The sequence below is a fragment of the Chitinophaga sp. ARDCPP14 genome (assembly GCF_051362515.1).
Taxonomy (GTDB): domain Bacteria; phylum Bacteroidota; class Bacteroidia; order Chitinophagales; family Chitinophagaceae; genus Chitinophaga.
This window is the reverse complement of the sequence record NZ_JBKIXB010000006.1, coordinates 386,474-401,972: the sequence shown is the minus strand read 5'-3', so window position 1 is coordinate 401,972 and position 15,499 is coordinate 386,474. Positions and strand designations below refer to the sequence as shown.

Here is a 15,499-nt window from a genome sequence, read left to right as displayed (position 1 = left end):
TTAGGTCTGCAGTGGAAGACCTAAGTAGTTGATGCCCGGTTTATTTTACTTCAGCTCCTTTTTATATCCGGCCAATTTCTTTTCAGATTCCTTAATGGTATCTTCCATGATAAAACCTGCGAATTTACCATCTTTCAGGAACTGCCTTGCGGTTGCAATGGCTTTTTCCTGGTAGTCTACCGCGTTTTTGTAATCGCCCATGTTGGCATAAGCGCCGGCCATCTCTTCATAAACCATAGAGGCGGGCATCTGCGGTACTTTCAGCTGTTCATTCAGCAACTCCAACGCATATTCATAAGTTGACTTCTTCCATCCCTTCTTTCTTGCAATTACCGCAGCGGCAGAGCCTACATATCCTGGCTTGGTGGCCTGCCATGGTCTTACAAAAGCCATTGCCGAATCTTCATTCACATGTTCCAGTAAGGTTTGGAACTTAAAGAAACCGAATGTTCCGGCAAAGGGAGGCATGGTGGCAATACCGGAATCCAGCAGCTGCAAGGCATGGCTGTATTGGTTATCCTTAATGGCTTTGTCATACTCCTTCATCAGGCCCTGAAAGGGAGCTGCTGCGGCGTCTGACTGTTCATTTCTTTCCTGTAGCTTCTTCCTGGTGGCAGCTACGTCGTAATTTCCAGACATTACCACCTTTACTACAGAATCCAATTCGATCGGATGTCCTATCCACAGGATAATGCCATCTTTCACCATAAATGTGCAGGGAATGCCACCTTGACCGGCAGCCTTCATCCATTCATTTCCCATGAACTGGTCTTTGCTGTCAGTGATAACATTGAAGTCCATTTTGTCGCCTATGCCTTTAACAAATTTGCTCACTTTGGGCAGGGAAGATTCATAAGGTTTGTCACCTGTTTTTTCCCAGATATTCACCGCTACTACGGTCACTTCATTTTTGTGATCCCTGGCGAATTCAGAAAGATGTGGCATAGATGCAATGCAGGGGCCACACCAGGTTGCCCAGAACTCAAAAAGATAGAGATGGCCCTTCTTATACTCCTTAACAGGTGTGCCTTTTAGCCATTTTCCGTAACGAAGCTCCGGTGCTTTGTCGCCCACAAATAATTTAGCTTTTTCCTGTGCCAATGAAACAACCGTGAAACAAAGGATAGAAAGAAGCGTCAGACACACAGTCTTCGAAATCTTCAGATTGTAACTCATTTTTTGTTAGTTTTTGAAATTTGAAATGCAAAATAGTATCCTTTAGAGGCCTGAAGGCTTCTATGACAAAAGATGATCGTAAATAAAGTCCCCTTAAAAGTTTGGTACAGTCAGCACCACTTTTGGATCGTCAGGCTGAATGATCAACTCTTTCCCGTTGTTATCGGCGGCCTTCCGGATCATGGGTAAGCCATTGCGGAAATAATCATACCCGGCGTGTCCTTCAAACGCAAGCTCCATACGTCTTTCTTTGAGGATAGCAGCAAGCAGGTCCTGGTCGGCGATGCTGTTGATGTCCGATTCGGGCAGTCCTGCGCGGGTGTGAATGGTGCGGAGATCGGCCCTGGCCATCGTGTAATTCTTCATTTTAGCATACGCTTCGGCCCTGTTCAGGTACAATTCGCCGGTACGCAAAAAGATGTTGGGAGCGCGGGTAAGCAATTGATAAAGTAACACCAGTAATTTGGTTGTTTCTGTTAGTCCTGTTCCGGTATTGACCTTGAAAAAATTACTGCGGATATCCTGGGCGGTAAATAATTGCTTAAGATCCGAAGACGGGATAAAAAGCGCACCCATACCATAAGTCGGATCATAATTGTAGTAAATGCCAATGCGTGTATTGCCGGTCATGTTATCAAATGCAAAGATGATCTCTTTATTGGCGGCGAACTTAGCCCGGCCAATAGATCCGTCCTGGTCATCGGCAAACAGGTTCTTATAATCGTTTCCCTGCAGCAGTGCCAATTTCCCGCCATTTTGAGTTAACGTACTGTCGGCATAGGTTACGGCCGCCTGATTATAAGTAGCATCCGGACTGGCCATACTGCCCCCCATATACAAATACACCCTTGATAACAATGCCCATGCAGCCTCTTTGCTGGCAAAGCTGTTTGTTTTTACCACGGGGGTTTTCATCAATTGTGCGGCTGTCTTCAATTCTTCCGTGATAAAATCATACACTTCCTTAACAGTAGATGGTGCAGGTATCTCCTTTACATCACTTGTCTTTTTTAATGCAACACCTGTATTGCCTGCCGCATTCTGGTAATATGGTTTTCCATATAACCTGATGAGGTTAAAATAAGCAAGCGCCCGCAGAAAATGATTTTCTCCCTTTGCATACAATATACTATTCCGGTCGGCCTCAGGGAGGGAAGCGAGGTTTGTTTTTTCCAATTTATCGATTCCTTCCAGTGTGGTATTGATGCTTACAATCAGCTGGTAAGAACCGCGGTAAAAATCGCTGCTGAAACCCAGTGTGGGGCTGTTACTGTTTTGAAAAAAGAAACCGTCGCTTATTTTGTCTGCAGGTCCGAAGGTCCGCAGGGTGATGTTGTTGCCACGGCCTTCGGAAAGGTTTAGCAATGGCTCGTCATAAGACGGAGTGGAATTTTCGCGTAACAAGGAGTAGTTTCCTACGGTAGATTCCACAATTCCTGCGGCTGACGATAGCTCTCCGTCCTTATCCACTTTAATCAGCGGGCTGATTTCGTCAATCCTTTTATCGCAGGCCATGGCGAAAAGGGAGATTAAAAATATGATAGCGTAATTTTTCATTTTAATACTTTTAGCTTTCAATTAAAATGTAACCTGTAATCCAAATACATATCGTTTGGGGATGCTTAACGGGCCGGCCGAATTGCCAAAGTCCTGTGCCTCGCCCACGGAAGGGCCTTCGGGACCGGAGCTTACGATATATTTATTGTAGAGGGTATACAGGTTGTCGGCACTTATATACACGGTAAAGTTGGATAACTTCAGGCGGTTGGTCAGCGGCTGTGGCAGATCGTAATTTAACCGCACGTTACGCAGAGAGGCGTTACTGGCATCACGCATATACCTGCTTGATCCAAAATAGTCAGTATTTGCCTGGTAATAAAGTGCCGGCTCGGTTGCATTGGTTTGCCCGGGCGTTGTCCAGGGTACCTGGCTTTTGGTGTAGGCAAGTTGATTCAGCCGGCCAACACGCGACACCTGTGAAGAAGCAGCATAATTATCAATGATCGTATACTTTAGTGCAAAAGTGATTAATACGCTCAGCGAAAATTGCTTGTAGGTAAAGTTGTTGGTAAGGCCGCCATAGAACCGTGGCTGGAAAGAACCGATGGTTTGAAACTGCCTGCTGTCTGAAGCGGCGTCCACTTCAGCGATTGTATTTACATATTCCACGCCCACTTTATTGCCCTTCGCATCAAAAATCGCTTTCTCAAACCGGGGCTTTCCTGTTTGTGGATCTACACCCGCATACTTCACTGCTTTTAATGCGTTAATATCATCTCCTTTAAAAAGATAATAACTGTTTTGCGGATAATATCCCTGTCTTAACGAGTCATTGGCCACGTTAACGATCTGGTTCCTGTTAAAGCTGATGTTGAAGGAAGTGCTCCAGGAGAAATTGGGTTTGTGTATATTCTGAGCATTCAGTACCAGTTCTACCCCTTTGTTTTCCACGGTGGCCGCATTCTGCCATTGTGTTGGAAAACCTGCCAAAGCCGGCAATAACACCTTCTGTAGCAGGTCTTCAGAGCGGCGTTTGTAAACGTCCACGGTGGCTGTTAAACGCTTAAAGATCTCCATGTCAATGCCTGCACTCCATGATTTGGTTACTTCCCATCTGAGTTCCGGGTTACCTAATACCGAAATCGTGGCGCCTCCGGCCCCGCTGTACGTATACCTTGGATCGTATAACGTTCTTGTGAGAAAGTTATCGCCAAGTTGAGAGCCACTGGTTCCATAGTTGGCCCGGAGTTTTAAATAACTGATCCATTTTACATTTTTCAGGAATGCTTCATCGCTGGCCACCCAGGCGCCGCCGCCGGAGTAGAAGGTGCCATAGCGGTTATCACTGCCAAAGCTACTGGATGCGTCCCTGCGTACAGAAGCGCTTAAGCTGTAACGGTTTTTATAGGTATATCCTGCCTCTCCAAATAACGAATAAATGGCCTTAACATCTTTCCCACCCTCAATATTACCTGCCTTGGTAGTAGGGATGCCATAGAGCGATAAATCGGCCGGACCGCCCATTTCCCTGGCCAGGGAAATAACCGGATAACCGGCGCGCACATGGTTTACATTTACCAGCATATCTTCCACGGTAGTTTGTCCGAATTCCATACCGGCCAGCGCACGGAACATATGTTCGTTCACTTTTTTATTAAAGGCTAACTGGTTGGAGGTAAGATAGGACATAAGATTGGCGGTGCTAGTACCCAAAAAGCCCTGCGGGGCAAAAAAGGAACTGCCTCCGTTATAAGTTCTCACATCGGTATACCGGGTATTTTTGCTGTAGTTAAGATTACCAGAGTTCGTACTGGAAATGCTCAGCCAATCAGTAATTTTATAGTCCAGTTTAACAGACCCGAAAAACAATTGCGACTGCCGTTTTGAAAAATTATACTGCCTGTTGAACAGCGGATTATCAACGACCTGCTGCGTTCCACCCATTTTAAAATTAAGTGCCTGGGTAACCGATCCGTTCGCGTCATAAGGATTTGCCCAGGGAACAAGACTTTGAAGGCTGCTGATGGTGTAGCCCTGATCCTGACGACCGTCATTCATAATCCCATTAATAGCAACAGTGGCGGTGAGCCTGTCTGTTAAACGGCTTTCGAGATTCAGACGGAATGTTTTCCGGATTAAACCATTAAGAACACCAGTGGCTTGCTCATTATAATAAGAGCCGCCCATATAATATTTAGTGCGGTCGTTTCCGCCGCTGGCGGAGAGATTTACTTCCGTAGTGTTGGTGGTGATGAAAGCATATTTACTCCAGTCGTAGGAATTATCCACCTGTTCCTGTGTGGGCAGGCGATACTCCAGGTATTTGTCCAACGTAGGGAACATGGGAGAAAGGCTGGCATTATTCTGCGAATAATCTTCGGTATAGAAGCGTTTTTGCAGGTCATAAAGTTCAGGACCGTTCAGAAACCTCATGCGCCCGCGGTTAGGTTGATTGATGCCATATTTCACCTCGGCATTAATCCGGGGTTTTGCGTTGGTTCCCCTTTTGGTAGTGACTACCAGGACGCCTGCAGCAGCCCTGGATCCATAGATCGCAGTAGCGGCGGCATCTTTCAGTATGGTGATGTCCTGTATTTCCTGTGGGGTGACGAGTTCTTTCAGGTTCTGATTCGGCATAATTACGCCATCCATTACGATGAGCGGGCCATAGTTCAGCGCAGGCACCACAAACTCATTCACCTGGTCTACGCCAACACCTGCCACACTGCTCTGGCCTCTCACAAATATCTGTCCGCCGCTGCTGGTGGGGTCGGCGGCATCTTGTTCGGAAATATACAATCCTGCGGCTCTTCCTTTCAGTAATGACGCGGGATCGGAGGAAGTGATCCCTCTCCGGATTTCATCTCCTGATATTTTCTGTACCGCGCCGGTCAGCTCTCCGGGCTTCCTGACGGAATAGCCGGTAGATATGACCACTTCCTTTTGTTCGATCGCTTCCTGCTGAAGTGTGAAGGCGAGTTCTAATGGCTTATCTGTTACAACCAGTTTTCTACTGGTAGTGGAATAGCCGATGCTGGATATTTCCAGCATATAAGTACCCGGTGGTACTTCCGGCAGTATAAATATCCCGGCGTCGTTGGTAGTGGTGCCTATCTTTGAGGGTTTCAGCCTTACCGACACGCCCGGCAGAAATTTACCATCTCCATCTGCAATAATTCCTTTTATTACTATCTGGCCACTATTAATCATATTCTCCTGCAACGGCAGATCAGCGCGGTTAGTCGCGGGTTCTTTAGCAGAAAGGGTAATAGTGGTGTTCCGCAAACTGTATTTTAAAGGTTGGCCCCGGAAAAGCTGATCGAGAAATTGCACTAGTGGTAAATCTTTTGCCGTAATGGTCACCGGCTTTGCAGCAGACAACAATTTTTCATCAAAGAAGAAAACATAGCCTGTTTGTTTTTCCGTGAGTGCCAGTACTTTTGAGAGTTCCTCCCCTTTCACTGACATAGATACTTTGGCCTGCGCCATCACGTTTGCGCTGACATGAAGTGTGGCAAAAAACATTAAAATGAACGCAATGCTCTTAAGCGGCAATGTTTGATAGAGATAAAGGGACCCGGAACCGCGGGCCCGCACACTTTTCACATTTTTTTGCATAATTTTGGTTGGTTTGGTAAAAAACAAGATCTATCCGGACTTGACTATTGCCAAATTACAGCCGGAATGTTGACGCATTCCGGCTTTTGGCTTTTTACATGGTTGATTTTTGATGGCTAATTATATACAACGATTGTTTTCCCTTCCATTCTGAATTTGATATTTACATCCTGAAGTACTTCCAGTACCTGTGCCAGGTTAAGATCACGTTTGATTTTTCCCCTGAAGGTCCGCGATGGAACCTGTCCCTCATAACGCACATCCACGTCGTACCAGCGGCTCAGTTCATTCATCACTGACTGGAGATTAGCGCGGTCGAAATTAAAGAGCCCGAACCTCCAGGCCATTACCTGGTCGATATTGGCATCATTGGCAACAGTGATCGCTCCCTGGCTGGCCGTGGCTTGCTGCCCTGGTTTGAGCAATACCGGCTGATTGGCAGGAATCAACATTGATACCGATCCCTCCAGCAGGGTTGTTTTTATGATGCGTTCATCCGGATAACCATTTACATTAAAGTGAGTACCCAGTACATTTATTTCTGCCTTACCATTTATACTTACTTTAAAGGGCTTTTCTTCATTCTTTGCCACTTCAAAATAAACCTCCCCGGTCATTTCCACCCGGCGTTCCTGCCCGGAGAAAACAGTGGGATAGCGGATAGAACTCGCCGCGTTTAACCAAACCAATGTTCCATCCGGAAGGGTTATTTTAAATTGTCCGCCACGGGGGGTGCGCAATGTATTATATGTTACCGCATCTTTGTTGGCTGAAGGCGCATATACGAGCTGTCCGCCCTGTTGCTGTACCAAAGCGCCGCCCTGCTGCAATGTACGGTGCCCTGTGCTATCCAGCTGCACAACGGCGCCATTGTCAAGGGTCAGCGTAGCGCGCTCGTAACCATGTGTTACCTTTTGTGCATCTGCAACAGTACTTTGCTGTTGATGCGTCAACTGAAAATAGCCGCCAACACTTACCAACAGCAGGATTGCAGCTGCAGCTGCCCAGTACCAATGTTGCATTACAGGTTTGATCCGTACCGGTTTTTCAAGAATAGCTGCTAATACATGAGCACCACCGGGCGCCTGCACCGCAGTGTCCTGCATCGCTTCAAAGCGCCGGCGCATCACTGACTCCAGCAATACATCGTCCGACTTCCTCACCAGCTCCATTAATTCCTGGTGTTCCTCGTCAGTAGCCGTGCCTTCAAAATAACGCTTAAACAATTCGGTTAGCTGTTCATTCATATGAAATAAATTAACCCGTACCTATAAATGACACCTGGCTTTTCAAAAAGTATACGGTGAATCCTATTTTTTTTCAAAAAAAAGAGAAAGTAAAAGTGTAATGGCCAGTCCCAGGGAAGAATGATCTTTTACGTATTGCGTGATCAGGCCGATAGCCTGCTGCATATATTTTTTTACGGTTGGCAATGCAATACCCAGCGCTGCGGCTATTTCCGCCTGTTTCATTTTGTTGACCCGGTTCATGATCCATACCTGACGGCAGTGTTCCGGCAGTTGTTTAATCGCCTGGTCGATGAGGGAAAGATGCCACTCCCGGGTTTCCTCTGTTTCCACAACAGGAACCTGCCTGGCAAAATCATCTAATAATGCGCTGCGGCGTGCCAGGTTGCGCATCGCATTGAGGGCATGGTGACGGCTCATTACCCAGAGATAAGGGCTGAATCGCTCTACAAACTGCAAGGTTTCACGCCCCTGCCAGATCTTCATGAAAATATCCTGTAAAATGCTTTCGGTTTCGGGGGTAGATTGGATAATCCGGTTGACGTATGTAAAAAGCAATGGATAATACTGGTCGAATATGGCAGCAAATGCCTGCTCGTCGCCTTCTGCTATTCTCGACAATAATTCTTTTTCGTTATATGTTTGATTGGCTGACACCCCGTAAATGAAGCACAATCTAGGAAAATTTCCGAAAAACAGCCAATATACATTGGCCGGTAAATAATGGCTGTCCCTTTTTCCCTGTTGCTGCGTCCTTTTTCAATGTCCTGCGTCTTACTGCTGTATATTATTCTTCAACACAAAAATTACCTGTTAATGGAAAAGAAAAAAGGTCTGATGCTATGTCTTAAGAATTTGCCGCTTGTTGTAGTCGCAAGTACAATGATCAATGCACCGCTATACGCGCAATCTGTACATCCTTTAGAACCAATATCAAATCATTACAAATCGTTGGCGGCAATGAGTCCGGCTGCGGACCCTGCAAATGAAAGACTGGATACCATTACGTTCCCATGGAGTGAATATAGTAAAGGAGCGCTCGCCAATTCACTCATGCGGACCTACTATCTTAGTAAAGAAGATGAAGAAAAGCTGCCTGGTTATATTAAATATCCAGCCAATAGTTCCTTACAGACCAGGGCTGAATTGGATTATATGCTACAGTTGCAGGCAAAAAGAACGCGGGAAGAAATCCGCAGGGCAGAATATATAGCCAACATCGGGTCGTGGCCAAACATAATAAACCCTTTGGACGCTGACTATGCCGAAAACCGCAAACAACTGTTTTATATTGCCGGCCCGGTTGGTGATTGGTTCAATGATCAGAATTTTCCCGCCATCACCCAGCTGATGTTACATTGTATCCAGGATATCAGAGTAACTGAATTCAGGTTAAAAAGATATTTTAAACGCCCACGCCCCTATCACCTGGAGCCCCGGCTATACCCACTGGCACGGATTAGTTCCCCGTCTTTTCCCAGCGGACATACCCTATGGTCTTTTACAGAGGCGTTAATATTCAGTGAAATAATACCGGAGAAAAGAGCGCAATTTATAAAGATGGCAGAAGAAGTCCGTTGGTCAAGGGAACTAATGGGAATCCACTACCCCAGCGACAATGAGGCATCGCGGAATTTAGCATGGCACCTGCTTACCAGTTGGTATAAATCCCCCGCATTTGTTGCAGATATGGAAATGGCCAAAATAGAATGGGCCAGGAAAAAGGGGATGTACGATACTAAGTAATTACTAAAAAGCTACAGTGCCTTCACGGACCTGTAGCTTAACACTTAAATGACGGTATCGCTGGCACAATAATTTTTACCCGGAGGTGAGTTCTTACAACAGGCAAGGATATTCCCATATTTATCAAACTCATATTCACAGCAACGTATAATTTCTTCTTTCAGTTTTTCCCTGGCTCTTTGTACTCTGGACTTCGCTCCTGATAAAGAAATGCCCATCTTCCCGGCAAACTGTTGCTGCGTCAATCCTTCCAGTTCTGTAAATACAAGCGCCTCCCGGTAGATTTGTGGCAACGATTCAATCATTGGCCGGAGGCAATCCGCAAGGCGATACTCATGCTCTTCAGCAAAAACTTCATGATCCTCCGCCATTACAGGTGCGGCATCAATGGCTATATTTTCACGAGTGCGGCGATAGTAGTCTGTTACGGCATTATTGGCTACCCGGTACAAATATGCCCGGATGTGCTGCGCCTTTTCTATCTTTCCAATATTTATAAATATTTTAAGATAAACATCCTGTAGAATATCGTTACAATGATCGCCTTGATTCACCTTCTGGCAGATGAATCTTTTCAATTCCGTACTAAATTCTTCCCAGATCGAAATATGTGTAGGTTGCATAAACAGCAAGCTTAAATACCGGTTCTCAAACTTTCGGCATAGGCATCAGGCAGGGGGCTGTCTTCTACCGCTTTAGCGGCCTTCTCCACATCATATTCAAAGCGAATAAATTCCACCTGGATGCTGTTTTTATCATGAATACTACTATGGTCATTGATATGCAGCATCACATAGCCTCCGCGGGGGTCGCCGTCTTTAGGCTTCCCTACGGATCCAATGTTAATGGCGTGCCTGTAGTGTGGATTCCCCTCCGCTTCAGCCGACAAGATCCTGTGATAGGGCTTATGTGTATGGCCAAAACACATAATGTCGGCATCTGCATCAGCCATAATTCTCAGCATACTTTTTTCTTCCCGGTCTTCAAATAAATATTCATTGATTTTACGGGGACTGCCATGTACAAGGAGCAGGTTCAGCTTATCATTATTTAATTGAAATTCCACTTTGATGTGGGCTGGCAGTGTACGAAGGTATGTACGTTCGTCTTCGTTTACAATCTGGTTGGTGTAAGAAATCGAAACACTGCCGTTGGCCTTTTCGATATCTGTTTTGTAAGCACAGCCACAGTCGTTGCTTGTTCTGCCAATTCCAAAATCGTAGTTGCCGGCAATCGCAGGAATACGACGTTTTCTGATTTCATTGATTACCTCGTTGGGCCAGATATTATATCCTACAAAGTCGCCCAGGCAGTAAATGGCATCAGGTTTTCTTTCATCAACATCTTTAAAGAATGCTTCCAGAGCCGGTAAATTTGCATGAATATCGCTGAACAAAGCTATTTTCATAAATAGAATAATTGAAGATTGGATTAGATGTTCTTAGAAATATTAACGATCAGCAGCAACCGCCTCCTGGTGTACAACATTGGGCAGCTTCCAATCCTGCCGGAACTGCCAGTGTTTCCGTTTTTGGTGTACCACAGGTCATACCACGATCTGTTGCTTTACATTGGGTAGCATCCGGCTGCAGGTTTACTACCAGGTTATCTCCATCCAAAAGGAATTCCTTTGGATACATCTGCCGGGTATCAAATTCAGCATTGCCAAATTCAATTTTCACAGTGGCTTTGGGATTTAAGTCGATGCTGCGTTCCACCAGGTCTACTATCTTCAATGCTTTGTTGACTGCCATAGCGCGATCTGTTTGTACTTCAACCGGTTCCCATAATTGCACAATAATTTCTGTCCAGGCGTTTACTTTGCCGCCGCAGTCTACGGAAGTTATAGGAGCCTGTTTGATTTCTGTGATATGATAAGAAGGTGCTACCAGTTTGTCCTCAGCATATTGAAATTGGAGGATCTGTTCCGGATGTTTTTGCAACTGGTCTTTAAAACTCTGCCAGTTCATTTTTGAATTACTCATCTTATTAAAAATTTAAACGTTTTTAATTATGCTTTAACAGCGGTTACCGGCGCTTCCACGATTTTGCTGTACCAGCGTTTACGAAGCCAGAAGGCGACGTTTACCAGTGCAATCAATGCAGGTACTTCTACCAGCGGTCCGATTACGCCTACAAATGCCTGACCGGAATTGATTCCAAATACACCAATCGCCACCGCTATGGCTAATTCGAAGTTATTGCCGGCTGCGGTAAAAGCGATGGAAGCATTTTTGGAATAATCTGCCCCTGCAGCTTTACCTAAAGCGAAACTAACGAGGAACATGATGGCGAAATAAATTACCAGTGGTATAGCGATTCTTACTACATCCATAGGAATTTGTACGATCAGTTCCCCTTTCAGGCTGAACATAACAATAATGGTAAACAGCAATGCTATTAATGTAATGGGAGATATAAATGGTACAAACTTTTCCTGGAACCACTCTTCCCCTTTCCATGCGATTAGGGTATATCTGCTGATGATGCCCGCTGCGAATGGAATGCCCAGGTAGATACCCACGCTTTTCGCGATTTCACTGATAGAAACCTCCACCGTAATGCCCTTCATTCCAAAAATGGTTGGAAGCCAGGTGATAAATACATAAGCATACACGCTGTAAAGCAATACCTGGAAGATACTGTTGAGTGCTACCAGTCCGGCAGCATACTCGCGGCTTCCGTCTGCCAGCTCGTTCCAGACGATTACCATTGCGATGCACCTGGCAAGACCAATAAGAATTAAGCCGGTCATGTATTCAGGATATCCATGCAAAAAAAGTACTGCCAGGCCGAACATCAGGATAGGGCCAATGATCCAGTTAAGCAGCAAGGATAAGGACAATACTTTGGTATTGCGGAACACTTCGCCCATCTTGTCATACTTTACTTTCGCCAGCGGTGGGTACATCATTAATATTAACCCGATTGCCAGGGGAATATTAGTCGTTCCCGAGGAAAAGGAATTGATGACCCCTGAAGAGGAGGGAAAAAAATATCCGATACCTATTCCAATAGCCATCGCCAGGAAGATCCACAATGTCAGATAACGATCTAAAAAGCCCAGTTTCTTACGTTGAGCAGGATTACAATTTTGCATAGTATTTTTATCAGGATATTATTAGACGCCAACTTTTTTGCTTCTTCGTTCCAGTAAAAGCGTATCCCGCCAGGTATCACCCATTTTGCCGATGCGTTCCCGCCGCCCTACTATACGGAAGCCGCAGGCTTCATGTATTTTAATGCTGCCGGTGTTTTCAGGAAAGATGCCTGCCTGTAAAGTCCAGAGTTTATTTTCTTCGCTTTGCTCAATTAATGTTTGCAGCAATGCTTTTCCGATTCCTTTGCCTCGTGCGTCCGGCGCTACGTACACACTTACTTCTGCAACACCTGCATAAACGCATCTGCTGGAGACCGGTGTTAACGCCGCCCAGCCAAGAATCCTGTTGTCCTCCGTCGCTACCAGGCGGCAATTTTTTAAATGTGACTGGTCCCATTCTTCCCAGGAGGGCGCTGCTGTTTGAAAGGTAGCGTTGCCGGTGGAAATACCTGCTTCATAAATGGCCAATACCTGTGGACCATGTGTTGCTGTCATTGGAAGGATAGTCATAGAAAGATGCTTTTTCAGTATTAAGTATGACTTCGTGATTATATGAAACGTGCCGCAACGAGGTGCTTAACAATAAACCCCCATCGTATAATTGTAATATTGCGATATATATAAGCAAATTTTTTTAACAGCAGGATTTAATCTCCGCCGCCTCTTTGAAGAATGCTCCAAGAATGCTATGGTATTGGTTCCAGACCTTTGGATTTATACAGTAGCAAACACTGGCTCCTTCAATAGTTCCCTGAATAAGACCTGCTGTTTTCAACTCCTTGAGATGTTGCGAAGTGGTTGCCTGTGCCAGGCCAATCTCGTCTACGAGATCGCCGCACACGCAAGCGTTCTTTTTAACGAGATACTGCAAAATAGCTATCCGGGCCGGATGTGCCAGCGCTTTAGCCATATTGGCTATATCATTTTGTTCTTTAGTAAATAAATCCGATTTGGTAGCTCCCATAAATGTTACCTCTTTAGCATATCGCAATATTACGATTAGTTTTGAAACCTGCAAAAAAAGATTGCTTTTTAATAGAAAAAAATCACACGATAATATCCAGGCAGTTTTGAAGAAGGAAATCTTCCAGAAGACATTTATGTTTCGGATTGTTTGCCGGCTCCCTGCAAGCATCGTTCATCCGGATATTGTCAGTACTTTTGGAGAACAATTTTTTGCTGATGCAAACTATTAAGTCACTGCTTAGCGATCATAAGCAAAATGATCAACTGCCCATCAGAATCGTTTCTCCGAATTTCGGGCATCTTTCCGCGGAGATCGCGGATCAGATTGAGCTGACGCATCGTTCACCTTATTACTTTATACTGTTTATGGTAAGCGGTTGTACGCGGCATGGCGTTGACCTCGAAGAATTCGATATTGAAAGCAATCAATTGCTGATGGTGCGTCCGCACCAGATCCATCGCCTACCAGCTTCTGGGCATGGTAGCGATTATTTTAAACTAGGCTTTGATGAAAATTGTCTTTCCCGGTTGCCAAAACCATATCCCTTTCTGATTAACCCTTTAAACCAACAAAAGATAAGCGTTACCTCAGCAACTGCCGTCAGGCTCAAAGCCATCTTCGAAATGCTCATCGGTTTATTAAGCACGCCAGATACTGATCCGGAGCTTATCCTGGCGCACCTCAATAGCCTGTTAACCGAAATCAACCTGGCGTATTTTGATACGGATAAGGCGCCGGTGAACGATCATATCTCGAAGTGGATAGATTTTCAAATATTTGTTGAGGACAACCTGACCGATCACCCTACGATTAAAGATATAGCCGGCAAACTGGCATTAAGTACAGATAGCTTATACCAGATCGTGAAACAGCATTCCGGACTTTCGCCTAAAGAGTTTATTACTAATCGCCTTATACTCGAAGCCAGGCGCCGGATATCCCATGGCGAGCGCGCTTCTGTAAAGGAGCTGGCTTTCGGATTGGGTTTTAACGACCCTGATTACTTCTCCCGGTTATTTAAAAAAGTGACTGGTAAAACCATTTCGGCATTCTTCAGGGATCTGTCCTGATATTCACGGATTTTGTCCAGCCTTCTTCCCGCTGTTTCCACGAATATTGTTCATGAAACTAATCACAAGACTATGAACAGACAACTTGGAAAAAACGGACCGCTGGTATCACCGGTTGGTTTAGGCTGCATGGGGATGTCGGGCGCTTACGGACCATCTGACGACAAACAATCCATATCGACCATTGAAAGAGCCCTGGAACTCGGGCACAACTTTTTAGACACCGCTGATTATTACCTCGCCGGCCATAACGAATCGCTGATCAGCCAAGCCATTCAGCATAAGCGTGACAAAGCTTTTCTCTCTGTCAAGACCGGCCAACTGGTTGCTCCCGGCCCTAACGGCGCTATGGGCCCGGGTGCTGTAACCGGCCGCCCCGAATACATCCAAAACGCAGTGATGTATAGCTTAAAGCGACTTAAAACCGACTACATTGACCTCTACACACTGGCTCGCATAGATCCAGCCGTACCTGTTGAGGAGACGATTGGCGCAATGGCAGACCTGGTGCAAAAAGGGGTGATCAGGTATATTGGCCTGTCTGAAGCATCCGTAAAAAGTATACGCAAGGCAGCAGCCGTTCATCCCATCACGGCGTTGCAGATCGAATATTCGCTTTGGAGCCGTGATATTGAAGCTGAAGTGCTGCCAACGTTAAGGGAGCTTGGCATCGGCCTGGTAGCCTACGCACCTTTAGGCCGTGGCTTCCTTACCGGGGAATATAAAAAACCGGAAGATATAAAAGATAGTCGTGTTCATATGCCTCGCTTCCAGGGTGAGAACTTTTATAAAAATCTGGAGATGGTAGCGAAGATTAAATCACTGGCTGATGCAAAAGGTTGTACGCCGTCGCAATTAGCGATTGCCTGGGTGCTCGCACAAGGTGAAGACATCATTACAATTCCCGGTACCAAACGAATCAAAAATCTGGAAGAAAACATCGCATCTGAAAAGGTAAGGCTTACTGCTGAAGATTTGCAAAGCATTGAAGAAATCATGCCTGCGGGAAGCGTTTCCGGTACGAGGTATCCTGAAAAATTTATGAGCAGCCTGGATAAATAAGTGCTTCGCAAGC

General features: G+C 45.5%; 14 protein-coding genes. 3 read left to right on the top strand and 11 right to left on the bottom strand.

The window, feature by feature from the left end:
• Positions 1-45 precede the first annotated feature (45 nt).
• The 5 genes from ACLHR0_RS19040 to ACLHR0_RS19020 form a co-directional block, all read right to left on the bottom strand.
• Positions 46-1,176, bottom strand: coding sequence for a TlpA family protein disulfide reductase (locus ACLHR0_RS19040; RefSeq protein ID WP_436488711.1), 1,131 nt, complete (start codon positions 1,174-1,176; stop codon positions 46-48).
• A gap of 93 nt (positions 1,177-1,269) precedes the next feature.
• Complete coding sequence (locus ACLHR0_RS19035; protein WP_436488709.1) at positions 1,270-2,733, bottom strand: RagB/SusD family nutrient uptake outer membrane protein; 1,464 nt, start codon at positions 2,731-2,733, stop codon at positions 1,270-1,272.
• Between the two features lie 21 nt (positions 2,734-2,754).
• Entirely contained in the window at positions 2,755-6,294 is a 3,540-nt protein-coding gene (locus ACLHR0_RS19030; protein WP_436488707.1) for a SusC/RagA family TonB-linked outer membrane protein, read from the bottom strand.
• A 116-nt stretch (positions 6,295-6,410) separates the two neighbouring features.
• Positions 6,411-7,541 carry a FecR family protein gene (locus ACLHR0_RS19025; protein WP_436488705.1) on the bottom strand — a complete coding sequence of 377 codons (1,131 nt, stop codon included), beginning with the start codon at positions 7,539-7,541 and terminating at the stop codon, positions 6,411-6,413.
• Positions 7,542-7,604: 63 nt separating this feature from the next.
• Complete coding sequence (locus ACLHR0_RS19020) at positions 7,605-8,216, bottom strand: RNA polymerase sigma factor (protein ID WP_436488703.1); 612 nt, start codon at positions 8,214-8,216, stop codon at positions 7,605-7,607.
• Between the two features lie 285 nt (positions 8,217-8,501).
• Here ACLHR0_RS19020 and ACLHR0_RS19015 point away from each other — a divergent pair, with 285 nt between their 5' ends.
• Positions 8,502-9,287 (top strand): phosphatase PAP2 family protein, encoded by a 786-nt coding sequence (locus tag ACLHR0_RS19015; RefSeq protein WP_436488701.1) that lies wholly within the window; start codon positions 8,502-8,504, stop codon positions 9,285-9,287.
• Positions 9,288-9,331: 44 nt separating this feature from the next.
• Here ACLHR0_RS19015 and sigZ read toward each other — a convergent pair whose 3' ends face one another.
• The 6 genes from sigZ to ACLHR0_RS18985 all read right to left on the bottom strand — a co-directional run bounded on the left by sigZ (position 9,332) and on the right by ACLHR0_RS18985 (position 13,351).
• Positions 9,332-9,910: an RNA polymerase sigma factor SigZ gene (gene sigZ / locus ACLHR0_RS19010; RefSeq protein WP_429046474.1), complete on the bottom strand. Its 579-nt coding sequence runs from the start codon at positions 9,908-9,910 to the stop codon at positions 9,332-9,334.
• A gap of 11 nt (positions 9,911-9,921) precedes the next feature.
• Positions 9,922-10,695: a metallophosphoesterase family protein gene (locus ACLHR0_RS19005; protein ID WP_436488698.1), complete on the bottom strand. Its 774-nt coding sequence runs from the start codon at positions 10,693-10,695 to the stop codon at positions 9,922-9,924.
• A gap of 49 nt (positions 10,696-10,744) precedes the next feature.
• Positions 10,745-11,272: a DUF6428 family protein gene (locus tag ACLHR0_RS19000; RefSeq protein ID WP_429046472.1), complete on the bottom strand. Its 528-nt coding sequence runs from the start codon at positions 11,270-11,272 to the stop codon at positions 10,745-10,747.
• 26 nt (positions 11,273-11,298) lie between these two features.
• Complete coding sequence (gene arsB / locus ACLHR0_RS18995) at positions 11,299-12,387, bottom strand: ACR3 family arsenite efflux transporter (protein ID WP_436488696.1); 1,089 nt, start codon at positions 12,385-12,387, stop codon at positions 11,299-11,301.
• A 21-nt stretch (positions 12,388-12,408) separates the two neighbouring features.
• Positions 12,409-12,897 carry an N-acetyltransferase family protein gene (locus ACLHR0_RS18990; protein WP_436488694.1) on the bottom strand — a complete coding sequence of 163 codons (489 nt, stop codon included), beginning with the start codon at positions 12,895-12,897 and terminating at the stop codon, positions 12,409-12,411.
• Positions 12,898-13,021: 124 nt separating this feature from the next.
• Positions 13,022-13,351, bottom strand: a complete 330-nt coding sequence (locus ACLHR0_RS18985) for an ArsR/SmtB family transcription factor (RefSeq protein ID WP_429046468.1) — start codon at positions 13,349-13,351, stop codon at positions 13,022-13,024.
• Positions 13,352-13,569: 218 nt separating this feature from the next.
• Between ACLHR0_RS18985 and ACLHR0_RS18980 the strand changes: the two genes are divergently transcribed.
• Positions 13,570-14,424 carry an AraC family transcriptional regulator gene (locus tag ACLHR0_RS18980; RefSeq protein ID WP_436488692.1) on the top strand — a complete coding sequence of 285 codons (855 nt, stop codon included), beginning with the start codon at positions 13,570-13,572 and terminating at the stop codon, positions 14,422-14,424.
• A gap of 72 nt (positions 14,425-14,496) precedes the next feature.
• Positions 14,497-15,486 carry an aldo/keto reductase gene (locus ACLHR0_RS18975; RefSeq protein WP_436488690.1) on the top strand — a complete coding sequence of 330 codons (990 nt, stop codon included), beginning with the start codon at positions 14,497-14,499 and terminating at the stop codon, positions 15,484-15,486.
• The last annotated feature ends 13 nt before the right edge of the window (positions 15,487-15,499 follow it).

Coding starts and splice junctions, on each gene's coding strand:
- ACLHR0_RS19040 (WP_436488711.1), bottom strand. CDS start 1,176: ATGAGTTACAATCTGAAGATTTCGAAGACTGTGTGTCTGACGCTTCTT.
- ACLHR0_RS19035 (WP_436488709.1), bottom strand. CDS start 2,733: ATGAAAAATTACGCTATCATATTTTTAATCTCCCTTTTCGCCATGGCC.
- ACLHR0_RS19030 (WP_436488707.1), bottom strand. CDS start 6,294: ATGCAAAAAAATGTGAAAAGTGTGCGGGCCCGCGGTTCCGGGTCCCTT.
- ACLHR0_RS19025 (WP_436488705.1), bottom strand. CDS start 7,541: ATGAATGAACAGCTAACCGAATTGTTTAAGCGTTATTTTGAAGGCACG.
- ACLHR0_RS19015 (WP_436488701.1), top strand. CDS start 8,502: ATGAGTCCGGCTGCGGACCCTGCAAATGAAAGACTGGATACCATTACG.
- sigZ (WP_429046474.1), bottom strand. CDS start 9,910: ATGCAACCTACACATATTTCGATCTGGGAAGAATTTAGTACGGAATTG.
- ACLHR0_RS19005 (WP_436488698.1), bottom strand. CDS start 10,695: ATGAAAATAGCTTTGTTCAGCGATATTCATGCAAATTTACCGGCTCTG.
- ACLHR0_RS19000 (WP_429046472.1), bottom strand. CDS start 11,272: ATGAGTAATTCAAAAATGAACTGGCAGAGTTTTAAAGACCAGTTGCAA.
- arsB (WP_436488696.1), bottom strand. CDS start 12,387: ATGCAAAATTGTAATCCTGCTCAACGTAAGAAACTGGGCTTTTTAGAT.
- ACLHR0_RS18990 (WP_436488694.1), bottom strand. CDS start 12,897: ATGACTATCCTTCCAATGACAGCAACACATGGTCCACAGGTATTGGCC.
- ACLHR0_RS18985 (WP_429046468.1), bottom strand. CDS start 13,351: ATGGGAGCTACCAAATCGGATTTATTTACTAAAGAACAAAATGATATA.
- ACLHR0_RS18980 (WP_436488692.1), top strand. CDS start 13,570: ATGCAAACTATTAAGTCACTGCTTAGCGATCATAAGCAAAATGATCAA.
- ACLHR0_RS18975 (WP_436488690.1), top strand. CDS start 14,497: ATGAACAGACAACTTGGAAAAAACGGACCGCTGGTATCACCGGTTGGT.